The organism is Chamaesiphon sp. OTE_8_metabat_110 (assembly GCF_031382685.1).
GTDB lineage: Bacteria > Cyanobacteriota > Cyanobacteriia > Cyanobacteriales > Chamaesiphonaceae > Chamaesiphon.
Map to the genome: position 1 here is coordinate 1 of NZ_JANMZA010000446.1, position 18329 is coordinate 18329.

21 protein-coding genes and 2 pseudogenes are annotated in these 18329 nt (G+C 46.4%); 11 read left to right on the forward strand and 12 right to left on the reverse strand.

What is annotated here, in order from left to right:
* Positions 1 to 112, reverse strand: a 112-nt coding sequence (locus RMO52_RS16395) for a Mur ligase domain-containing protein (RefSeq protein WP_310416289.1), incomplete at its 3' end; no start/stop codon positions are given.
* A 385-nt stretch (positions 113 to 497) separates the two neighbouring features.
* Here RMO52_RS16395 and smpB point away from each other — a divergent pair.
* Positions 498 to 971, forward strand: a complete 474-nt coding sequence (gene smpB / locus RMO52_RS16400) for an SsrA-binding protein SmpB (protein WP_309738436.1) — start codon at positions 498 to 500, stop codon at positions 969 to 971.
* Positions 972 to 1047: 76 nt separating this feature from the next.
* Here smpB and RMO52_RS16405 read toward each other — a convergent pair whose 3' ends face one another.
* Both RMO52_RS16405 and RMO52_RS16410 read right to left on the reverse strand, forming a co-directional pair.
* Positions 1048 to 1818 (reverse strand): DUF1350 family protein, encoded by a 771-nt coding sequence (locus tag RMO52_RS16405; RefSeq protein ID WP_310416266.1) that lies wholly within the window; start codon positions 1816 to 1818, stop codon positions 1048 to 1050.
* 61 nt (positions 1819 to 1879) lie between these two features.
* Positions 1880 to 2200 carry a hypothetical protein gene (locus tag RMO52_RS16410; RefSeq protein WP_309739884.1) on the reverse strand — a complete coding sequence of 107 codons (321 nt, stop codon included), beginning with the start codon at positions 2198 to 2200 and terminating at the stop codon, positions 1880 to 1882.
* A gap of 137 nt (positions 2201 to 2337) precedes the next feature.
* Here RMO52_RS16410 and RMO52_RS16415 point away from each other — a divergent pair, with 137 nt between their 5' ends.
* A complete protein-coding gene (locus RMO52_RS16415; RefSeq protein ID WP_309739879.1) occupies positions 2338 to 2802 on the forward strand; it encodes a hypothetical protein in 465 nt (154 codons plus the stop codon).
* A gap of 278 nt (positions 2803 to 3080) precedes the next feature.
* Here RMO52_RS16415 and RMO52_RS16420 read toward each other — a convergent pair whose 3' ends face one another.
* Positions 3081 to 3854, reverse strand: coding sequence for an ABC transporter permease (locus RMO52_RS16420; RefSeq protein WP_396135026.1), 774 nt, complete (start codon positions 3852 to 3854; stop codon positions 3081 to 3083).
* Positions 3855 to 4220: 366 nt separating this feature from the next.
* Between RMO52_RS16420 and minC the strand changes: the two genes are divergently transcribed.
* The 5 genes from minC (at position 4221) to RMO52_RS16445 (ending at position 8955) form a co-directional block, all read left to right on the forward strand.
* The gene (gene minC, locus RMO52_RS16425) at positions 4221 to 5063 is read left to right on the forward strand and encodes a septum site-determining protein MinC (protein WP_310416269.1); all 843 of its coding nucleotides are present in this window, start codon (positions 4221 to 4223) and stop codon (positions 5061 to 5063) included.
* A 240-nt stretch (positions 5064 to 5303) separates the two neighbouring features.
* Positions 5304 to 6104 carry a septum site-determining protein MinD gene (minD, locus tag RMO52_RS16430; RefSeq protein ID WP_309738719.1) on the forward strand — a complete coding sequence of 267 codons (801 nt, stop codon included), beginning with the start codon at positions 5304 to 5306 and terminating at the stop codon, positions 6102 to 6104.
* A 364-nt stretch (positions 6105 to 6468) separates the two neighbouring features.
* Positions 6469 to 6783 carry a cell division topological specificity factor MinE gene (minE, locus tag RMO52_RS16435; protein WP_310416293.1) on the forward strand — a complete coding sequence of 105 codons (315 nt, stop codon included), beginning with the start codon at positions 6469 to 6471 and terminating at the stop codon, positions 6781 to 6783.
* 226 nt (positions 6784 to 7009) lie between these two features.
* The gene (gene tgt, locus RMO52_RS16440; RefSeq protein ID WP_309738953.1) at positions 7010 to 8161 is read left to right on the forward strand and encodes a tRNA guanosine(34) transglycosylase Tgt; all 1152 of its coding nucleotides are present in this window, start codon (positions 7010 to 7012) and stop codon (positions 8159 to 8161) included.
* 263 nt (positions 8162 to 8424) lie between these two features.
* The gene (locus RMO52_RS16445) at positions 8425 to 8955 is read left to right on the forward strand and encodes a hypothetical protein (protein ID WP_309738956.1); all 531 of its coding nucleotides are present in this window, start codon (positions 8425 to 8427) and stop codon (positions 8953 to 8955) included.
* Positions 8956 to 9031: 76 nt separating this feature from the next.
* Here RMO52_RS16445 and recJ read toward each other — a convergent pair whose 3' ends face one another.
* The 3 genes from recJ to RMO52_RS16460 form a co-directional block, all read right to left on the reverse strand.
* Positions 9032 to 11014: a single-stranded-DNA-specific exonuclease RecJ gene (recJ, locus tag RMO52_RS16450; protein ID WP_309738958.1), complete on the reverse strand. Its 1983-nt coding sequence runs from the start codon at positions 11012 to 11014 to the stop codon at positions 9032 to 9034.
* A gap of 483 nt (positions 11015 to 11497) precedes the next feature.
* Positions 11498 to 12547 carry an NAD(P)-dependent alcohol dehydrogenase gene (locus RMO52_RS16455; protein ID WP_310416274.1) on the reverse strand — a complete coding sequence of 350 codons (1050 nt, stop codon included), beginning with the start codon at positions 12545 to 12547 and terminating at the stop codon, positions 11498 to 11500.
* Between the two features lie 50 nt (positions 12548 to 12597).
* Entirely contained in the window at positions 12598 to 13668 is a 1071-nt protein-coding gene (locus tag RMO52_RS16460) for an alkene reductase (protein ID WP_396135027.1), read from the reverse strand.
* A 325-nt stretch (positions 13669 to 13993) separates the two neighbouring features.
* On the opposite strand from RMO52_RS16460, the gene RMO52_RS16465 reads away from it, so the two are divergent.
* On the forward strand, positions 13994 to 14308 hold the full coding sequence (locus tag RMO52_RS16465; protein WP_396135029.1) for an ArsR/SmtB family transcription factor: 315 nt from the start codon (positions 13994 to 13996) through the stop codon (positions 14306 to 14308).
* Positions 14309 to 14348: 40 nt separating this feature from the next.
* Here RMO52_RS16465 and RMO52_RS16470 read toward each other — a convergent pair whose 3' ends face one another.
* A complete protein-coding gene (locus RMO52_RS16470) occupies positions 14349 to 14510 on the reverse strand; it encodes a hypothetical protein (RefSeq protein WP_309738676.1) in 162 nt (53 codons plus the stop codon).
* A gap of 191 nt (positions 14511 to 14701) precedes the next feature.
* On the opposite strand from RMO52_RS16470, the gene RMO52_RS16475 reads away from it, so the two are divergent.
* Positions 14702 to 14872, forward strand: a complete 171-nt coding sequence (locus RMO52_RS16475; RefSeq protein ID WP_309738677.1) for a hypothetical protein — start codon at positions 14702 to 14704, stop codon at positions 14870 to 14872.
* Between the two features lie 161 nt (positions 14873 to 15033).
* Entirely contained in the window at positions 15034 to 15288 is a 255-nt protein-coding gene (locus tag RMO52_RS16480) for a UPF0158 family protein (RefSeq protein ID WP_309738678.1), read from the forward strand.
* A 103-nt stretch (positions 15289 to 15391) separates the two neighbouring features.
* Here the strand turns inward: RMO52_RS16480 and RMO52_RS24790 are convergent.
* The 4 genes and pseudogenes from RMO52_RS24790 to RMO52_RS16495 form a co-directional block, all read right to left on the reverse strand.
* Positions 15392 to 15567: pseudogene (locus tag RMO52_RS24790) on the reverse strand (aldo/keto reductase); the annotation flags it as partial.
* 48 nt (positions 15568 to 15615) lie between these two features.
* A complete protein-coding gene (locus RMO52_RS16485) occupies positions 15616 to 16530 on the reverse strand; it encodes an NAD(P)H-binding protein (protein WP_310416282.1) in 915 nt (304 codons plus the stop codon).
* Positions 16531 to 16581: 51 nt separating this feature from the next.
* Positions 16582 to 17316, reverse strand: a complete 735-nt coding sequence (locus RMO52_RS16490; RefSeq protein ID WP_309738682.1) for an SDR family oxidoreductase — start codon at positions 17314 to 17316, stop codon at positions 16582 to 16584.
* 53 nt (positions 17317 to 17369) lie between these two features.
* Positions 17370 to 17606: pseudogene (locus RMO52_RS16495) on the reverse strand (SDR family oxidoreductase); the annotation flags it as partial.
* Positions 17607 to 17779: 173 nt separating this feature from the next.
* Between RMO52_RS16495 and RMO52_RS16500 the strand changes: the two are divergent.
* Positions 17780 to 18329: AraC family transcriptional regulator (locus RMO52_RS16500; RefSeq protein ID WP_310416286.1), on the forward strand; the 550-nt coding region annotated here is incomplete at its 3' end.

Sequence of the window (18329 nt, forward strand, 5' to 3'; positions counted from 1 at the left end):
CAGATACTGGCAACCCGCGTCTTGCTAGTACATAAGCCAGCCCTGACATCCCAATCCCCCCAATCCCGATAAAATGAATCGGACGACCGCCAAAATCAATAGAACTACCCATAATATTTTCTCACCAGCCAGATAGAGCGACCCTTACCAACAGGCGTTATCATAGCAATAATTGTTTGTTTTCGATCTAAATTTTTTGGTGTAGTCATACAACATGAGTATCGATTTGGATCTAAAGCCAAATTCGCTAAATCTCCTTTGATGAGAGTACCCTACAAGGCTAGCAGCTAAATTCCAGCAAGCTTTGACCACTCGATCGAGCTAGCCGATCGTCAAGATCGTCGCTTTTAATGGAATAACTATACCAAATTTCATCAAATAGTCCAGATCTTTAGATAAAGTTACATTCTATTAGTACCAAAAAGCTAGACTTCGGCTGTGAATATTGGCGATCGCCACTTCGTTCCAGTCGCGCTGGTCGATAGTAAAATAGATATATGAGCGAGAAAGAAAAATCAGATAGTATCAAAATTGTTGCCGACAATCGGCAAGCTCGGTTTCTGTACGAAATCCTCGAAACTTACGAAGCGGGGATCGAGTTATTAGGGACAGAGGTAAAATCGATTCGCGCAGGCAAAGCCAATCTGCGCGATGGTTATGGCTTATTGAGACAGGGACAGATCTGGCTGCTCAATGCCCATATTTCACCGCACAATAGCACCAGCGCCTATTTTAACCACGAACCAACGCGCACCCGCCGAATGCTAATGCACAAAGCAGAAATCCGCAAGCTAATCGGCAAAGTCGAGCAGCAGGGGTTGACTTTGGTGCCGTTGAAGATGTATCTCAAGCGCGGGAAGGTCAAAATTACGATCGCGCTAGTACGCGGTAAGAAGCTTCACGACAAGCGCGACGACCTCAAGAAGCGAGACGATAAACGCGATATGGATCGCGCGATGAAACGCGGTTAATTTAAATGCGCGGTAGGGGTAATTCATGAACCCCTACCACGCATTGTTACGCGACTTGCTACTGGCTGGCAGATTTCTAGCGACTCACGACCGGATCGAGCCACTCTAATATTTCGCGTTTGAGTTGGTGTAAATCGCGATGAACTTCTTGCTTGAACCATTGCCCGATCGCATCGAAAGGGGTGAAAAATTGGGGATTGAGTTGTACTTGAAAATCTTGACCCAAGGGCGTCAGATGACTGCCATTAATCTTCAGCATCGACACCTGTCCGGGAAAAATCTGCTTGAGAGTTTGACCGAGCGTGTATGACTGATCGATCGTATCATTACTAAACTTGACGATTAGATTGCGGGGAACATCATAATATCCCGAAATTAATTCTAAAGTTTCTTGAGGATTGGGTGTAAATTCCACATTGAATTCCTGCGGCATCTGACCCATTAAGGGGACGGCATCACGAGCCGAGAAATTATTAAATGAAATCAAAATATTGCCAGTACGCTTGACATCGTACAAGCTACCGATCAGTAGATGGAGCTTGCAGCCCATACTATGTCCGACCCCATAGACAGGTAAAGAACTAGTTGGTAAATAACGGCGATCTTGTAATAAATCTAAGGTATCTTCAAATCGATTGTAGACATCACAGGCGATCGCCCGATGATCGAAAGTATTGATAAATGGGGTCGCGATCGTCGCGTAGCCCTGTTTGCCCAAATCTTCTAATAATAAGCGATAGGTGAGATGGGGCGCGGCGGCGACAAATGCACCGCCTAAAAAGTGAATGACCGCACGCGGCTGACGTGGAATATAGACCCAATTACCCGAAATTTCTTGCCAATCCATTGCAGTTATTCAGTAAGGCGGTTTGTAATTGTAAGTAGTTGCTAAGTAGTCGCCCAGCGATCTAAAAGTAGCCAAAAAAGCTATCGTAGTCAAGATCGCTATCTTCACCAGTGAAGGGATTTTGATTCTCGCTATTTGCAGCGCGACTGGCAAATTCATTAGGGGTACGTTCGTTACTCCATCCCCACCAAGGTGTCCCACATTGGCACAGATAAAACTCTTGCCATTTGCGGCGGCGATTTTCGATAAATACTGGCGAACGCCGATCGATCCAAGCAGCAGTGGCAGCCGTAGAGCTATCATGACAACTAGGACAGCGAAATCCGACGCCATGAGTCGATTTTTCTCTCCAATCCGGTGGTGTTGGGCTAAAAGCTTCCATGTATTTAACGATATCGGGCGATACTCACTCATTAACTATAATAAGTAGTTTAACGAGGATCTGCCGAACCTAGTTAAGTTGGTAGGATCGATAAAGGTAAATAAATAGCTAATTTTAGAATTAATAATTAAATTACGATGACGATGATTACGACGATCGCTGAGGCTCCCGATTTAACTGCTGACGACTATATCGTTGTCGGTGTGGCTACTTGTTTCTTCCGTGATGATGATGGCGTTCACCAAGTCAAAGTAATCGAACCCATCCCTTCTTCGGCTTTGGAAGCTCTGATTAAAGGGATTCCGACTTCTTATGAAATTGCCGCAGCCACCACCCTCGGCGCACTCATCGCCGACGAGTTACCCCAAATCCCCGCAAGTTTCCCTACTGATTGTCAACTCGGTAGTGAGTTTGCCTACCGTTGTATTGCCTCAGCGCGTACCTACAAACGCCGCACCGAAGCCCAAGTCCATATCCCTCAAGGCGAGACTTATAGCAGTTTCAACTATTCTACCGAGCGCAAGCGGATTCTCAATGCCGATCGCGTCGTCACCAAGGACGATAATGTCAAGCAACATGCCTATACCCACCAGAAGCTCTAATTTTAATTAGAGCCGTTCGGGTTGCTCTTGGTAGGGTGTGTTATCCCGTTGGCGTAGCGTCTCCGAAGGAGAAGGGTAACGCACCAGAGTTGTTAGCTGTAGGTTGGGTAGAAGCTCTCGAAACCCAACACACTTACAGGCTATGTAGGGTGTGTTATCCCAAAGGGTAACGCACCAGCTCAGAAATTATAGGTAGGCTATTAAATAGTCAGAACATTTTTGGTGCGTTACCCTCCGGGATAACACACCCTACAACATTGGACAGTAAACGCAATCGACTAAAACTGGCGGCGGGAGAAAATCACCGTCGCAATTAGTAGTAAAGCGATCGTGTAAATTATGGCATACCCCGCATTGAGCAAGAGGACATCTGGCTGAGGAATAACTCCATACACCGCATCATTCTTGAGATCCAGTCGCGATAGATCTGGTAGAACCAGATATAAATTGTCAGTTAACTTTTGGAAACCAGGATTTTTGGTAATTCCAGCTAATCTAACCATACCCTCACTCAGATGTCCGACCAAGTAAAGTGAAAAAGTCAATAAAATCGCTAGAATCGAACTGGTGAACACGCCGAATAACAAAGCAGCAGCAGCAATCAGGCATAATTCCAAAAATAGAAATACTGCCGTCAGGAGCATTGCCCCCAATGGATAACTAATGTTCGCTAGGCTCAGTACCGATAGATAAATAAAGGTAATCCCAGCAACTAAAATTGCTAATACCGCAGATAAGCCTAAATGCTTGCCCAGTATAAATTCGATACTACTAATTGGTTTAGTAACTAGTGTAAATACCGTTCGTTTTTCGATTTCTTTATTAATTAGATTCGTCCCGATGAAGATCGCGACGAGTACTCCGAGCAAATTCGCACTAGCCACACCAAAATCAGTCAGAATTTTATCTTGTGCAGCACCCGCCAGTGATGGCAGTAGCTGCCAAGCAGACAGCATTATCAGCGCATAAAACCCGATCGTCAAAAAGATCCGATCGCGCAGCACTTCGCGAAATACGTTGCTAGCTACCGCCCAAATCCTAATTAAACTCATTGTCTTAGTTACTATCTCAGCTAGTTGACTGCAACTCATAATAATAGATCCGTTCGCAATTTAGCGATCGAATCCCAACAGTTGTAGCTAATCAACGGCTCTCCTGCTATTTTGGGGAAATAGCGTACTCAAACATCAATCGTTGGCGTAGCCTACCGAAGGTACTCGTGCCATCAAAACCCCGTTCCTCTTTCCCCTTTCCCCCTTCCCCCTTCCCCCTTCCCCTCGCAGCTATTTAATTTATGACTACTAAATATTACTCTCTCACCCGTGGTGAGGAAAATACATTCTAAATAATTCCAACAGAATATCCGTTTGAAGTGTAAGATGTAAAAGCAATTTGCCATCTTCACAACTCCGTAGGCTATGAATGCTGATTTTTCATCTACCTTATCAATACTGAACGCTCAGGGAAAAGCAGACCCCACACCCGGTACACCCTCGGATCAATCCAAATTGCAAATTCGACTGAAGAATGAAGATGGCGTAGTAAAATTGATTTTACCAACAGATGCAGAGACGCCAGCTTCTGCTAGTTGGAATGATTTGTGGGAACAACTTCAGCAACGACTTCAAGCTGGAAAAAGATTCTGGCAACCATTGACTGTAGTACATTTGATTGCTAACGATCGACTTTTAGATGCGCGTCAGTTGCAAGGAATTGCCGATGCCCTCGCCGATGTCTCTTTACAACTGCAACTAGTCGCCACTAGCCGTCGGCAAACTGCGGTAGCAGCGGCGACAGCAGGCTATTGTGTGACACAGCAATCGGCGATCGCGCCCCTACTCCCCAATGCACCCGCAGCACCCAGTCCGCAGATCGTCGAACCTCTCTACCTGCAAATGACAGTGCGATCGGGGATGGACATTCGCCATGAAGGGACGGTGATAATTATGGGCGATGTCAATCCCGGCGGTGAAATTTTTGCAGCAGGCGATATTATTGTCTGGGGTAGATTGCGCGGTATCGCCCACGCTGGTTATCCCAACAATCCCCAATGTCTGATTATGGCATTGCAAATGGAACCAACCCAACTCCGCATCGCCGATCGAGTTGCCCGCGCACCAGAGACACCACCCCCACAATTCGAGCCGGAAGTTGCCTATATTACCCCGCAAGGCATTCGGATCGCCCGCGCGAGCGATATCAAAACGACGCCCTATCTGCGCGAATTAGCGTTACCAGGATCTCACCAGCGAACTGAATAATCGTGTTCCTAAGTTGCTAAAATTGATAAATTCACAGCTTGCACCAGTACATAAGAATTAATAAAATAGCCTCTAAACTTACTCCTAAGTACTAAAACTATCCACTATTCACTATTCACTATTCACTACAACACTAGGAACTATGTTTTGATGCAAGATGTGAGTAAATTGATAAATACCCCCGATCTTCACCCATAATCAGTCTTTTATAATTAATAATAACTAATTTACAGATAATTCATGACTCGCATTATTGTAATTACTTCCGGTAAAGGCGGAGTGGGCAAAACCACTGTCACAGCCAACCTGGGCATGACTCTTGCCAAAATGGGGTATCGAGTTGCCCTGGTCGATGGCGATTTTGGGCTGCGAAATCTCGATTTATTGTTGGGATTGGAAAATCGCGTCGTGTACACCGCCGTCGAAGTCCTCGCAGGTGAATGTCGGCTCGATCAAGCTTTAGTCCGCGATAAACGTCAGCCGGGATTGGTATTGCTCCCAGCCACTCAAAATCGTAAAGCGGAGATGATTACCCCCAATCACATGAAATGGATGATCGGCGAACTCGCACCCCAATTTGATTTTGTGTTGATCGATAGTCCCGCAGGCATCGAAATGGGCTTCAAAAATGCGATCGCGGCGGCACAAGAAGCCCTAATTGTCACTACTCCCGAGATCTCTGCCGTCCGCGATGCCGATCGCGTCATCGGGTTACTTGAAGCTAGTAATATCAGTCCAGCGCGATTGATTGTCAATCGCTTGCGTCCGGCAATGGTGGAAGCTAGTGAAATGATGTCTGTCGAAGATGTCAGCGAAATTCTTGCCGTGCAACTGATTGGGGTAGTACCTGAAGACGAACGCGTGATTACTTCGACAAACCGAGGCGAACCATTAGTATTAGAAGCCAATACTACCTCCCGTGCCGCTCAAGCTTTTGATAATATCGCCCATCGACTGATTGGTGAAAAAACTCCCTACATGGATCTAGCTGTCGATCGGGATAATTTATTGACTCGACTGCGTAAAATCTTCACCAAATAGTAATCTAGCCAAAAGATCCTCGTTCGCTGGCACTCTCATGTAAATTTAGCTACATTAATTGCCGTTTTGGATGGCAAAAATGTCATCCAACTCGATCGAAAATACCAGTCAGATCGCACCAGAAATTTTCAGCTAGATCTTTTGTTGAAGGAGCAGCCGCATCTTGCTATAGTATTGGTATTTAGCTGGTAGTACTCCAACTTAAAAATACCGATCCCATATCGCTCGAATCGAGTCGATCGTCACTAAATATCTCAAGGCTGGGTCGGGAATTTTTTCATTAACTAATTGTCACCATGCTTTACCCCTCGACGACTTCATCATTTAGGTGCTAATTCCTTCTATCGACCGCAATACCATGACTATGATTAATGAATTTCTGGAGATGTTATTTCCCCGCGTCGCACATGAGCCGAGTCGGGATAGCGTCAAGCGACGGTTGCAATTAGTAATCGCCCACGATCGCACCGATCTGAGTCCGCAAATGGTCGAGATGATGCGTCAAGAAATTCTGGAAGTCGTATCGCGTTATGTCGAAATCGATACTCAAGGATTAGATTTTTCACTAGAGAGCAATCAACGCGTTACCGCTCTAATTGCCAATTTACCCATTCGCAGAGTCAAAGAGGATAGTGATGCCTCCCCCATGGGTTGGTCTGGTGACGAGCCAGCGAGTTAGGAGGGAGTTGGGAGTTGGGAGTTGGGGGAGGAGAGATTGAGGGTAGATGTATTTACATTGGTACTTTTTTAAAACCTATCGGTGTCAAATAATTTAGCTGCTAAAGCAGCGATCTCCGCAGGAGAACACCGCAGTTCCCATCTTTAGTTTATCCCCCATCTCCCATCTCCCACCTCCCAACTCCCTCCCATCTCCCACCTCCCATCTCCCACCTCTTTATGAAATCTTGAATCACTCCAATTTTACTTTCGATTGCATCGGTAAATGCAGTCACACTCACGCTCGTGCGGGTGTTTTTCATACTCCACACGGCATTGTCGAAACGCCGAGATTTATGCCCGTTGGTACCACAGCAGCCGTAAAAACGCTGACATCAGCGCACATAGAAGATACTCAAGCTCAGATGGTATTAGCAAATACCTATCATCTGCATTTACGTCCCGGCGAAGACATCATTAAAGAAGCAGGTGGACTGCATAAATTCATGAACTGGAAAGGGCCGATGCTGACTGACTCAGGCGGTTTCCAGGTATTCAGTCTCAGCAAAATGCGGAAAATTACCGAAGAAGGTGTAACTTTTAAATCGCCCCTGGATGGACGCACGATTTTTATTTCGCCTGAAAAATCAATCGAGATTCAAAATGCCCTCGGTGCGGATGTAATTATGGCATTTGATGAATGCCCCCCGTATCCCGCCACCCGCGAGGAAGTTGTCGCTGCAACGGATCGTACCTATCGCTGGTTAGCCCGTTGTATCAAAGCCCATCAACGCCCTGAAGATCAAGCCTTATTTCCGATCGTCCAAGGCGGCGTACACCTAGATTTACGCGCCGAAGCTGCTAAATCGCTGCAAGAATTTGACGTTCATGGATATGCTATTGGTGGTGTTAGTGTCGGCGAACCAGCGCACTTCATCCACAAAATCGTCCGCGCTACCGCCCCATTATTACCCGCAAGTAAACCGCGCTATCTGATGGGCATCGGTACCTACAAAGAAATGGCGATCGCGATCGCCAGCGGCATCGATTTATTCGATTGTGTCATCCCGACACGGGTCGCTAGGCATGGTGCAGCCTTCGTCCGGGGCGAACGCTGGAATCTCAAGAATGCCCCGTTCAAGCGCGATTTTACCCCCTTAGACGATACGTGTCCTTGCTACACCTGTCAGAACTTTACGCGCGCCTATCTCTGCCATCTCGTCCGGTGTGGTGAGATTACCGGATTTACGCTGTTATCGATCCACAACATTACCGAATTAATTCGGTTTACTCAACAAATTCGCGATGCCATTTTACGCGATCGATTTGTTGAAGAATTCGGACATTGGCTCACTAGTGAGGAGGAAGAAGTAAGCGATGAGCCTCTAACTATTACTTAATAAGGCACTATTGGTGATGGCATCATCTTCGACCGCGCTTAGTGACAATAACGTTCTTGTGTCTTTTAATTCTAGCAATAAATCTTGTCTGGCAACGATCTCATCTGTTTCCTGACAAAGACGTTACGGATACACAAACACTGATACCCGCTGATTAGCTGCACAATGGACGAAGACTGGGCGATATTTTCAGCAGCAGCGCGAAATAAATCCACCAAGGATGTTTGGACGTATATGTAGATAGTCTCTAACTTTAATCCCAGATGTCCCAATTTTTCACCAGATTCTTACAACTTACGTGCGGGTTAACCAGCCTTGCTGTTTTAAATACATCGCCAGTCGCGGCTGAGTCGGCTCCTCAACTAGAAAATATTGGTTATCAGAATAACGGCTATATCGGCATCGGCAGTGCGATTGGATTGGATGGTAATACTACTGCGCTCGGCACGGGTGGCGTAGCTATTCTGACGAAGGTGAGATTTTCAGATAACTTCTCTTTACATGATGCGACGATCCTCTTTGGTGGCGGAACAGCCACTTCAATGATTATTGTCAGTGCTGATTTTCCCATTCGTAACGATGCTGGGCAAACCATTATTTCGCCGTTTATTGGCGGTGGCGCGATGCTGCGCTACGATCGAGGTTTGTCTATTAGTCCCGCAGTTTCTGGTGGACTCGATATTCCCGTCTCCAAAAATTTGACAGGCACAGTTCGCGTCAATGCTGGTTTTCCAGCTAATCGGAATGCTGATGTCGGCATCCTTGCTGGAATTGGCTACAACTTTGGGAATTGAAGCTGCAATCGGTTTCGACGTGATTTAAACGATCGCAATTGGCACGATTGGGTAGGATCTACCGCTAATCGATCGATTAATGTACCCGATCGATTTGTAATACCTGCATCGCCGTTTTAATCAGATCGAAGTAATAAGTTTTAGTAATATCGATCGTTTGAATGGGTGCGGTGTTACTAACTAACTCGGCTACTTTTTGACCCTTATTTACTACTAGAGCTTGCCCTTGAGTATTGACGATCGTCAGTCGTTCTTTATCGGGTGACATGCTGCAATTATAGTCGCGCTCTTGATAGTTGAATTTAGATGTTTGTGGCAAAACTGGTAGCCGAATGCTAATTATTTCGAGTTCGATCGATCGCGAATCTTTCCAGTTATTTTCTTTGAGTTTGTAAGCAATATCTAAATATTTTGGTAGCGGAAAATAGTCACCAAACCGCCACGCGATCGCTTTAATTCCTTGGGGAAATTCTGGCGTATCGACGCTAAATTTGAGGTGTCCTTTGCCGACGATTTTTTGTTCGATGACGCGAACATTGGCTGTCCAGAATACCGGATCGGGATTTTCCATCCCACAGGGATGAATCGCATCGATCTGTTCGTACAGTGACATGTTAATAGCCGCTAGATCGGCTTCGGCATCGATTTTGACTAAATGTTTGAGATGTTCTATTTCTAGGCATTTGTGGGCAAATTCGCTCAAAGTCTGTTGAAATTTTGCTAGATTCTCCGTTGGCATTGAAAATCCACCTGCTGCCCGATGTCCGCCATATTTACCCAATAGATCGTGACAGTATTCGAGGGCATTAAAGACATTAAATTCCGGAATACTCCTCGCTGAGCCTCGGATGTGGTGTTCGTCTTCATTGGTACCGATAAATACTGGCACCCCATAACGCTCGACTAACCGCGAGGCGACGATGCCAATTACGCCGTGATGCCAGCCAGTGTGGACGATAACTAAGACGCGATTTTGTTTAATATTATAGTCACCCTGCTCGATGAGATCGATCGCTTCTTTTTCGATCTGGGCACACATATCCTGACGCTGTTTATTCACCTGCTCGCATTGAATTGCTCGGGCTAAAGCCACACCCATATCGTTAGTTGTCAGCAAATTAATGATAATCTGCGGGTCGTCAATTCTCCCGATCGCATTAATTCTTGGGCCTAATCTAAACCCGATATCTTCAGGTTTCATCGCGGTACTTTTTGCTACCGTGCCACCTTGAGTACCTGACATTTCAATTAAGGCTTGAATCCCCGTAACTTGGGAATTGGGCAGTAGTTGTAAGCCTTGTTTGACTAGGCGACGATTGATCCCTGTCAACGGTGCTAAATCCGCGATCGTGCCTAATGTAAATAACTCTAATAACTCATCGCTCAAAGATGGTTTGTCTAGTCTATTGGCTAATTCTAAAGCTAACAGATAAGCGACACCCACGCCCGCGATCGCGCGATAAACCGATGACTCCGCAATCAATTTTGGATTGAGAATTGCCTGCGCTGGCGGCAATACCTGCGGCAAATCGTGGTGATCCGTGATAATCACCTGCAAGCCCAATTCTACCGCTCTGGCGATCGCGGCTACTGCCGAAATGCCATTATCCACTGTAATAATCAGCTTGACACCTTCAGCGTGAAACTCCTCCACAATCCGCTTGTTAATCCCATACCCATCCGACATCCGACTGGGAATCGCATAATCGACATCCGCACCTAAAGCTGAAAGCGCACGTAAAAGTAATGCCGTACTAGTCATTCCATCGGCATCGTAGTCCCCACAAATCGCAATTTTAGACTTATGCTCGATCGCATTTACCAATATATCCAGACTAATTTCCAAATCGGGAAACTCTGTCAATGGCGAAGGTAATATCGCCGTCTCTGGATAAATAAACAACTCGGCTTGCTCTACCGTCTCAATCCCCCGATTTATCAATACCTGCGCCAGCAATGGCGATGTTGCTTCGCCATCTGTGAGCGTAATTCCCGCAGCTAAGTTCGTAGCTTGGGATAAATTGCTCGGTGCTATTTGCCAGCGGTGTTGAGGAAGCATAGTACTTGGTAGATGCGGGTTGATACCATCAGATCCGATTGTACCAGGGATACAATTAGAAACCCTTTATCGGTTAACGGTTGCAAAGATTACGCCAACGGTCTAGAAAATGAATTGATGCGTATAGTTGCTTAGATCCTAGAGAATTCCCCAAAATCTCTCTTAAAAAGCTACCGTGTGTACACATCTTTAGTGAGAAGCGAAATTGGTGAGAATCCCCCAAACCCCCTTAAAAAGCTTGCTCAGATCCGGATCTTAGTCCCCCTTTTTAAGGGGGATTTAGCGGCGTTTTTATTCGGGGGTTCCCCCCGAATAAAAAAGCGGATTGATTTTCGGTTATTTTTCCCGACCATGAAAATCAACCAAGCAACGACAAGACAGGGGGATTCAGATCTCGAAACGAAGTCAAGCAGTGTGTATACACCGTAGCCCTAAAAAGGGGGACTTTATTTATAAGTCGCCTATTTTCCCGATCGTAATGACTTACGAATCTTGCTGTAATGAAGCCATATCGATCACAAAGCGATATTTTACATCACTTTTGACTAGCCGATCGTAGGCTTCATTAATTTTCTGAATGGGGATAAGTTCGATATCGGCGGTAATACTATGCTTACCGCAAAAATCTAACATTTCCTGCGTTTCCTGGATGCCGCCAATTAAGGAACCGCTAAGAGTGCGCCGACCAAAAATCAAACTACCCACATTCAGAGACAACGGTTCGGCTGGTACGCCAACTTGGGTGAGGTTGCCATCACGTTTTAATAAAAATAAGTAAGCATTGATATCGTGTTGGGCGGACACGGTGTCGAGAATGAAATCAAAACTATTGAGATGCTGCTGCATCTCGGCGGCATTTTTAGAATTGACGACTTCATCGGCTCCCAGCCGGACGGCATCGGCAACTTTGTTAGAGGAGGTGGTAAAAACTACAACATGTGCGCCCAAAGCCTTGGCGATCTTCACCCCCATATGACCCAGCCCACCGAGTCCGACGATACCCACCTTCTGACCTGTGGTGACATGGTTGCGATGCAGTGGGGAATAAGTGGTAATCCCCGCACACAGCAGTGGTGCGGTGGCGGCAAGATCCAAATTCGGGGGAATTTTCAACACGAAGGCTTCATCGACGACGATGCGATCGGAGTAGCCACCATAGGTGATACCGTTAGTGTGCTTGTCTGGGGAATTGTAAGTAAAAACGGTAGCAGGGCAGAACTGTTCGAGGTTCTCTTCGCAGTTTACACAAGTGCGACAAGAATCGACCATACAACCGACACCAACATTGTCGCCTGTAGTGAATTTCTGGACGTGTGCGCCAACCTGCATCACTCGACCGACAATTTCATGACCGGGGACACAAGGGTAAGTGGTACCCTGCCATTCACCGCGAGCTGTATGTAGATCTGAGTGACACACACCGCAGTATAAAATTTCGATCGCGATATCATGGGTGCCAAGCTCGCGGCGTTGCAAGCTGAATGGCGCAAGTGGAGTCGCAGCAGTTTGAGCTGCATAGGCATTAGTTTTCATCGATGGCAATCCTGAATTATTTACTAATGTAACCTTTAATTGCTGTGCGGTTAAGCTACTAAATAGGGATAATCGGTATATCCTGCCGCACCTGGAGAATAGAACTTAGCAGCGTCTGGCGCATTCAGCGGCGCATTTTTGGCAAATCGTGTGGGTAAATCTGGATTGGCGAGAAAAGGCACGCCAAAAGCTACTGCATCTAGCTTACCATCTGCGATCGCGGCTTCGGCTTCCTCCGCACCATAACCCATATTGCCGACAATCGTACCGCGATAGATCGATCGCATTGGTGTCATCACATCGCCCTGCTGTGCGCCTTTGAAATCAGCACGCATGACATGGAGATAGGCGAGATTGTAGTCATTGAGCTTACCCGCCAGCCAACTAAACGTCGCCACAGGGTCGCTGTCTTCCATACTATTAAAACCATTCAGTGGTGAAATTCGGACTCCGACGCGCTGACTATCCCACACAGCAAGCGTCGCATCCAATACTTCTAGCAACAACCGAGCGCGATTTTCGACAGCACCACCATAAGCTCCGCTGCGTTGATTCGAGCCATCCCGCAGAAATTCATCCAATAAATAACCATTCGCGCTGTGGATTTCCACACCATCAAATCCCGCTGCTTGGGCATTTACCGCCGCTGCTTTAAAACCAGCAATAATCGTCGGTATTTCGGCATCCGTTAATTCGCGAGGAACGGTATAAGGAAACTTCCCATCTGGAGTATGGATTTCATCATTGGTAATGGCGATCGCACTCGGCGCAACTGGCACCTTACCACCATTCAATAATGGATGACAAGCCCGCCCACCATGCCAAATCTGGAGGAAAATTAGACCGCCGTTGGCATGTACCGCATCCGTGACTTGCTTCCAGCCAGCTACCTGAGCCTCGTTATAAATTCCTGGTTCTGCGCCAAATGCCGAGCAACCATCCATTGCAGCGGTAGCCTCAGCAATAACTAGTCCCGCACTCGCCCGCTGGCTGTAGTGTTCCGCCATTAGCGCCGTCGGTACGTGGTCATTGTCTGCCCGACAGCGCGTCAAGGGTGCCATCAGAATCCGATTGGGGAGAGTCAAAGCTCCCATTTGTAGCGGTGTAAATAGCTGGGTCAATGTCATAAGCTAACTAAATAATGAAGGGCTGGATTAGTCTGCTGTAAGTAATTCGATAGTTCGATATTCTCGAATTATCAAACTATATCAATTTACATGGCATAATGCAAGTAGGGCAGTATCCACATTCTCGTTGGCGTAGCCTCTGTCTTGTCTTGATTCGCTAAACCCTCTCCTTCGGAGACGCTGCGCGAACGGGAAGCCCTGCGTATCGCGAATCGCTGACCCAAACACATGGGTCGGGAACCTCCGCGTGATTTCAGTCGCTCCCCTGGAGAATCGCGCCTCACCCCATTCCCCCTCAGCACCGCCGAAGCTCCATCCCATGCGCCCCTTCTATCATCCCCAATCTGAAGATATTACCCTTGTCGGCGTGCTATATGCGCTAGGCGATCCCGTGCGATTGCAGATCGTCCACCGACTAGCTCAGACTGGGGAACTAACTTGCTCGGATCTAGACTGCGCTGTCGCCAAATCTACCATGTCCCATCATTTCAAGATTTTGCGAGAATCGGGACTGGTATTCACCCGCAAAGAAGGCACTCAACATATCAACACCCTCCGCTCTGACGATCTCAATAGGCTGTTTCCAGGATTACTTACAGTAGTTTTGCAGGTGCCGATCGCAACTGCTGCGTAAATCGTCACAAAATCTCAATTGTTTGCGTTCAAATCGTAAACTAAATAGATAATTGAGCCGTTGTTGTCGATACGCGATCGTCTAGAGCATCAATACTAGATATTGGCACAGTTACAACTTTTAGAAATTTACCTGTGGCATTGTAAACTTCTAAAATGCAACCTTCTTCACCACCTGCTGGATGAGGTACATAGTCATTCAATAGCGCGATGTCCCCTTTTTGCGGAGGGAACCTCCGCGTGATTTGGGTCGCTTTTTAAGGAGGATTTAGATCTACGATTCACATCAAAAAACTTTTTCAGGTATCCTCTAATAAGCCAGAATGCTTTCATTGTAAGTTACTTAGCGGTAAGATATCTCAGCTAGACCCCCGATCGCCAAGTTCAAATTTGCATGAATGCAGCAGAAAGTAAACGAGTTGAAGATTTCCTGACTAAGTGGTTGGGTTCCGAGGGGAACGAACGGGCAAATTATCAGACCTTTTTTGGCGATCTATGTGTGGCTCTAAATGTACCAGCACCGCCACCCAAAAGACAGCGAGGCAGGCGATCGCTACTGTTTTGACAGAAACATCAAATTTTTTAGTGAGAAGGCTAAGACGACGCGATTTGCGGACTTTTACAAAGAGTCTCACTTCCTGATTGAAGCCAAGCAGGGGAGTACTAATTCGAGTAAGGGGCACGGTAAATGTTCCACACATGGGATCTCGTGATTCTTACGAGGACATGAAAGATTTTATAGATACAGTTACAAACGAAACTCTTCAAAAGCTACTTTGTGTAGCGATCGACGGGAGAGGTGCTTTCGGTCGATTCAAAGATGTGCTTCGAGACTATGAAGTTGAAAGACAAAACTGGTTTGATTTTTCGGGTAATCGAGAATTAACAAGAGTTGCAGAATGGCTTGAAAGTAATGGATTGACTCCTGAATTAAAAGAAGTGCCAATAAATTGGCTTTCACTGTCAAGCAGCTTCATTTGATGTCGATCGTAACGCGTTCCGGCGATCGCCGTGGGGGAAATCATAGCTTCAATGTGGGTCAATTCTGCTGAGGACAAGTCCACACCAAGGGCTACCAATGATTCGGCACATGCGGATCGAGGCGAGCCAAATGGTAGATGTCGATATAATCTACGCACAGGTGTTTGAGGCTATAGGCAGCAAAGTTTTTTATAGAGGAGGGTCGCCCATCTACCCCGTTCAGCCGCCATCAGGAGCACGTAAAGCTCCAAATTTAACCGAGAGCAGCGCACGATTGCGGCGATCTTTGAGTGCTTTACTAATCGTTTGTGTAATGGTGTCGATTTTTTAAAAAGCAGCAGCAAATTCTTTGGCAAAATCTGCCAGCTTGACTTTGCCCATCACCGTTGGTTTATTGCGGTAATAATCTTCTGCTAATAAACCACTATGAAGACTGGCATACATTTCCACTAAACCAGCAGCAATTTGTGGATTCATTCCAGCAGATTTTAAACTACCGAGCATTTGTGCGTTGCTAACAATTATCCATTTCAGTTCGGGTTTGCCAATTGCCGCACCTAAAATACGCGCAGTTTCGTTAGCTGTAAGTTCTTCACTTGCTACATAACGTACTTTTCTACCAACATGCGGTGTTGCTATTTCTTCAGCAATTACAGCCGCAATATCGATTGGCGAAACCCAAGGGATCTGGTCATCTGCACCGTAGTTAGCGGCGATCGTTGGCGAGGCCTCTCCTCTGGAGAATCCCACGGCTTTTATCGTATCTACATAGCCAAATAAATTATAGTAGAAAGAAGTAGGACGCAGATGAGTAATGGCTACATCTGATGATAATTTGTTGAGAATCTGCTCTACATCGTGAGCACCAAGTAAAATCCCCGATCCTTTCTCTAAATGAGCACCAATGCTACTTAGGTTCACCACACGTTTTACGCCCGATTGCTCGATTGCTCGTGCATAGTTATTGCCGAGTCGGCGATAATATGCCAGTAGGTCGAGATTAAGATCGAAGTAGTTATTTGGCGGCACCATACAATACACCGCATCTGCACCACTAAAGGTGGACACCAAGAAATCGACTTCTTCCAATGAGCCAATGGCGGCGGTGGCTCCCAAGGCTTCGATGTCTGTTTGCTTTTCCTTTTTGCTACTAATAACCGTCACCGCGTGACCTTTTGCTACTAACTCTTTTGTCAGTGGCTTGCTGATGTTTCCGAGCGAACCTGTGACGATAACTTTCATGAGTACCTCATTTGGTATGGTTTGATTGGTTGGAGGGTTAACTATCCAGAACTACCACAGGCTCTCTCCCGTTTCTGGGCTGTTGTCATCACTCAAAAACTTTCCGGTCGGGCCGTCAGCATCGATGGTGGCATATTTCACTAACCGCGCGGCGGCATCTTCTACAGTCCCAGGGCCACTGTGCTGGTTGAAATCTGTGGCAGTATATCCGGGATCGACAGCATTGACTTTAAACGGTGTATCCCGCAATTCGGAAGCCAGAACGATCGTGTACATATTGAGTGCCGCTTTTGATGAGTTATAAACAGCCGCTTTAACGTTGTAATACTTCCAATTAGGGTCGTTGTGTAGGGTGAGCGAACCCAAACCTGATGTTACATTCACGATACGGGGTTGGGCGGACTTTTGTAGCAAATCTATGAAACCCTGGGTAACTCTGACAACACCAAACAAATTTGTATCAAACACCTGCTTAAAAACAGCTATGTCCGTATTGGTTGGTTGAGGCATGGCACCACTGATACCAGCGTTATTAATCAGTACATCCAATACTTCGGTTTTTTTGCCGATTTCGACTCTTGCTGCCTTTACCGATTCATCATTGCTGACATCTATTTGAATGACTTCGAGATTATTCAAGCTTTCGGCTTTGAGCTTTTCGACAGCTTCTAGACCATTCTCTAAATTACGGCTGCCTAAATAGATGTAATATCCCTGTTGCAACAGTTGACGGGCGGTTTCAAAACCAATACTTTTATTGGCTCCGGTGATTAGTGCTGTTTTCATTTTGATTGTTCAGAGCGACCGAGGGTGCGGTAGGATGTGAGGCTCATTGGATTCTTTCCCGATCTGCGTTGGGTCACATCGAGAGCTTGGTATTCAGCGATGCCACCATCAGCGTGAATTTCCTTAGCGATTGTTTCTAATCGTTGGCGTAGCCTCTCAGAATGAGAATCGATCCGCCGTGCGCCCAAAACTACTTTCGCGCCATTTTTTGCCAATAATTTGGCAGTAGCTTCACCGATGCCGCTACTAGCTCCAGTAATGATAACAACTTTATTTTCTACGTTTAACATGGTTGTTTTTTCTGTTTGATGCCGATGAATTCATAGTAGAAGCAGCAGCCCCAGTTTTAAATACACAGACCTCGCCGTTTATTGCCTAATCCTCCAAGTCAAGCTTTTGGGCAGAGATTAGATACGTTAGAATGCTCAAAAGGAAACGAGCGAATCCTGACGGAGTAACTAGGATGACGATAGGCATACTCAACCACAGTCCGATCTCGGAGCGATGTCTCGAACTAGCAACACTCGTAACCCGACACACCGACGGCAAGGGGAACGGTTTTCATCAGACAGGGATCGATCGATTAGAGTTTCAGCGCGAATCTGCTGCGCCAGTCTGCCTCCACGGTGTCAGCACTCCGATCCTCGCCATCCTCTTACAAGGCAAAAAGCAAGCATTACTGGGGGAGGAAACTTATAATTATGGCGCGTCTCAATATCTGGTCGTCTCGATCGATCTACCGATTAGCGGATTTGTAGTCGAGGCAACTCCAGCTCGGCCATATTTAGGCTTCAAGTTAGACTTAGATCTGCATCAACTTTGCGATATTATTACCGCTCAAACCAAGCCAAGTGCGAGGAAGCCAGAGAATTCTGTGAGAGGATTGTTTGTCAGTACCGCCGACACCAGCTTACTCGATTCCGCCCTAAGACTGACTAAACTATTGGATACACCCCAAGATATCCCGATCTTGGCTCCGCTGATTATCCACGAAATTTACTATCGCTTGTTAA